Annotated in this window: 3 protein-coding genes; all 3 read left to right on the top strand. The window is 64.1% G+C overall.

Features of this window, described 5'->3' with window-relative positions:
• A partial coding sequence (locus DBR22_RS13685; RefSeq protein ID WP_146187505.1) for an MFS transporter occupies positions 1 to 582 on the top strand: 582 nt, incomplete at its 5' end.
• Between the two features lie 105 nt (positions 583 to 687).
• Positions 688 to 2,301, top strand: coding sequence for an FGGY-family carbohydrate kinase (locus tag DBR22_RS13680; RefSeq protein WP_108599469.1), 1,614 nt, complete (start codon positions 688 to 690; stop codon positions 2,299 to 2,301).
• A partial coding sequence (locus tag DBR22_RS13675) for an FGGY-family carbohydrate kinase (protein WP_219928121.1) occupies positions 2,298 to 3,536 on the top strand: 1,239 nt, incomplete at its 3' end. The genes DBR22_RS13680 and DBR22_RS13675, both read left to right, overlap by 4 nt.

Raw genomic sequence — 3,536 nt, 5'->3', positions numbered from 1 at the left:
GGTGCGGCGGTCCGCGCGATCAACACGGCCCCGCAGTTTGGATTCCTGGTATTCCTGCCTGTGTTTTTCACGAAGGAGATAGGTTTCGAACTGAGCGAATGGCTTCAAATCCTCAGCGTCGTGTTCCTGACCAACATCTTCTTCAACCTGATTTTCGGGATCATCGGGGACAAATTCGGCTGGCGTCAGACCATCGCCCTTTTCGGTGGCGTTGGATGCTCGATAACCACTCTGGCTTTCTACTACGTGCCTCTGGCAGCTGGCCCGAACCTCCTCGTTGCAATGGCCGTGGGCGCCGCCTACGGAGCTACCCTTGCCGGGTTCGTCCCGTTGTCAGCTTTGATGCCGTCGCTGGCGCCAGAACACAAGGGCGCGGCAATGTCTGCTCTGAACTTCGGCGCCGGAATGTCAGTATTCCTTGGCCCGTTGATTGCCACCCTGTTCCTATCCCTGATCGGCGTCGGCGGAGTTATGTGCATCTTCGCTGGCCTCTACCTGCTTAGCGCCCTCATGACCTGGCAGCTGAAGCTTCCGTCAGCGGCCCGCCGGGCGGCGGGTGCGGCTTCGGCTGGATTTTCCTAGACCGAACCTCAACAGCTCCACAACCGTCGCGGAAATTGTCACCGCCAGGTCCCTCCACATTCAAAAGGCCATCGGCCCGTTTTCCCTCAAACGAAAGGCTCACCCATGGCGGTCATCGCTGTTGATGCCGGCACCACGATGATCAAAGCGGTCGGTTACGACGAAGAAGGCAATGAGCTCGTCGTCGTCCGCCAATCAACGTCCGTCAGCCGCCCCCAGCCGGGTTGGGCTGAGCAGGACATGCTCGCAGTCTGGGACGCTGTGGTCTTCAGCGTCCGCAGTGTTCAGCGCCAGCTCAAATCGGACATCGATTTTCTGGCGATCACGGCGCAGGGGGACGGGTGCTGGCTCGTTGACAAAGCAGGGGAACCGACCGGCCCTGCGATCCTCTGGAACGACGGACGTGCCGCAGCGATCGTGGAGGGCTGGTCCCGGCAAGGATTGCTGGCGGAAGCCTTCCACATCAACGGATCCCAGACCTTCCCCGGGCTGCCCAACGCCATCCTCACCTGGCTGCAGCAAAACGACAGGGAGAGGCTGCAGCGCTCCCACCTATCGCTGACGTGCGGCGGCTGGCTCTTTGCCCGCATGACGGGCGAGTTCGCCATCGACGAGTCAGATGGCGCCGCCCCGTTCATGGATGTCCGCACCCGACGCTATTCACCCGAGCTCCTGAAGCTTTACGACATGGAGTGGGCCCGGACCTTGTTGCCTGAACTGCGGGGTGATGACCGCAGGGTCGCCCACCTCACACGGGGGGCGGCACTGGAAATGGGGCTCTCGGCAGGGTTGCCCATTGTTATGTCCTCCTACGACATCGCTTCAACGGCCATCGGCGTCGGCGCAGTCGCCCCCGGCCAGGCCTGCAGCATCCTCGGCACCACCCTGTGCACGGAAATAGTTGCGGACACCGTCACCACTGAAGGAAAATCCGCGGGACTGACCGTGGCCCTCGGGCTGCCCGGAAAGTATCTCAACGCCTTTCCGACGTTGGCAGGGGGAGAAGTGATCCAGTGGGCATGCCAGCTGCTGGACCTCGATAATCCTACTGAGCTGGCCGACCTCGCCGAATCCAGCCCGCCTGGGGCCGGAGGGCTGGCCTTCATGCCCTACCTCTCCCCGGCCGGTGAAAGGGCGCCCTTCCTCAACGCACAGGCCCGCGGGTCATTCCTGGGTCTGTCCTTTGAGCATCAGCGCGAACACATGGCCCGCGCGGTTCTGGAAGGGCTGACGCTGGTGATCCGGGACTGCCTCAGCACCTCCGGAGTCACACCAACCGAACTGCGCGTCTGCGGCGGCGGGGCCGCCAACCCGGTCTGGCTGCAACTCATTGCCGACGTCACGGGCGTCCCGGTGCTGCGGTCCACAGACACGGAAGTCGGCGCCAAGGGAGCCTTCCTTGTAGGGCTCGTCGCCACAGGCGGGGCCGCAAGGATCGAGGATGTCTCCTCCTGGTACGTGAGGATCCGGGACACCTTCACCCCCGATCCCCACAGGGCCGTCCTGTACTCCGGGCTGTATGAGGACTTCCTGGCATTGCGGGCCATCATGAGCGAAACCTGGCCCCGGCTTGCCTCCATGCGCCATCGGAGCCCGGGGCTGGCCAGTGCCACCCCGACCCCGGGCGTTATGCCCGCCACCGTCCCGGAGGGATCCGGGGACCCCGCACTGGCCGGCAGAACACGGAACCAAATTCCTTTGCTGGAAGGAAAATCATGAGCCTGCCTGCGAAGGAAACCATCTGGATCGGACTCGACCTCGGAACGCAAAGCGTCCGCGCTTTGGCAGTCAACGCTAAGGGGAATGTGCTGGGTGCCGGAACCCGGAAGCTCACCAGCCACCGTAACGGTCCCCGGCATGAGCAGGACCCGGAACAGTGGTGGGCAGCTGCCTGCGCAGCCGCCGCTCAGGCGCTCCAGGGCCTTGAGCACTGCAGCGTCCGTGGAGTGGCGGTGGACGCCACCTCCGGAACGATCCTCCTCACAGATTCCCGGGGTACCCCGGTCACCCCCGGGCTGATGTACGACGACGGCCGCGCCGGCGGTGAACTGGAGCGGGTCAATAGCGCCGGGTCCCACGTCTGGAACGAACTGGGCTATCAGCGCATGCAGACGCCGTGGGCATTGCCGAAACTCCTCTGGCTGCTGAACGATCCCGGAACGCCCAGTGCCGGAACCCGGGTGCTCCACCAGTCAGATTTCATCAACGAACGCCTTACCGGCCACCCGGTCCCCGCCGACCTGAGCAATGCCCTGAAAACGGGTGCGAACCTGATCACCGAGCAATGGCCTGAAGAGGTTTTCGATGCCCTGGGTGTGCCGCTGCCCATGCTTCCGTCGCTCGTCCGGTCAGGGACGCAGATCGGCACCGTATCCGCCGCCGCAGCAGCCGCAACCGGGATACCGGCGGGCACTCCGGTCATCTCCGGAGCAACCGATGGGTGCGCCGCCCAGCTCGGCTCCGGAGCGCTGACTGTTGGCAGCTGGAATTCTGTCCTGGGAACTACCCTGATTCTCAAGGGCGTCACGCGGGACCTCATTCAGGACCCGCTCGGCGTCGTGTATTCCCATAAGAGTCCCGACGGCGACTGGCTGCCCGGAGGTGCCTCCAGCACCGGAGCGGGCGTCATCTCCCGCGACTTTGACGGGAAGGACCTTGAGGTCATGACTGCCTTGGCCACGACCCGGGAACCTTCCCCGCTGCTGACCTATCCTCTAGTGTCCTCCGGCGAACGGTTTCCCTTCGCGGCACCGCAGGCGCGGGGATTTACGCTCGGGACATCCGAGAATGAGGGGGACTGGTTCGCCGCCGCCCTGCAAGGTGTTGCGTTCATCGAACGGCTGTGCTTCGACTACCTGGACCTCCTTGGCGCACCCACCGACGGGACGCTGGTGCTGACCGGTGGTGCCACTAAGAGCCGGTACTGGAACCAGTTGCGCTCGGATGTCCTGGGG

Origin of the sequence: Arthrobacter sp. HMWF013 (genome assembly GCF_003061105.1) — a bacterium.
Taxonomy (GTDB): Bacteria; Actinomycetota; Actinomycetes; order Actinomycetales; family Micrococcaceae; genus Arthrobacter.
Note: the sequence above shows the minus strand (reverse complement) of the source record. Positions and strands in the feature narration are given on the sequence as shown.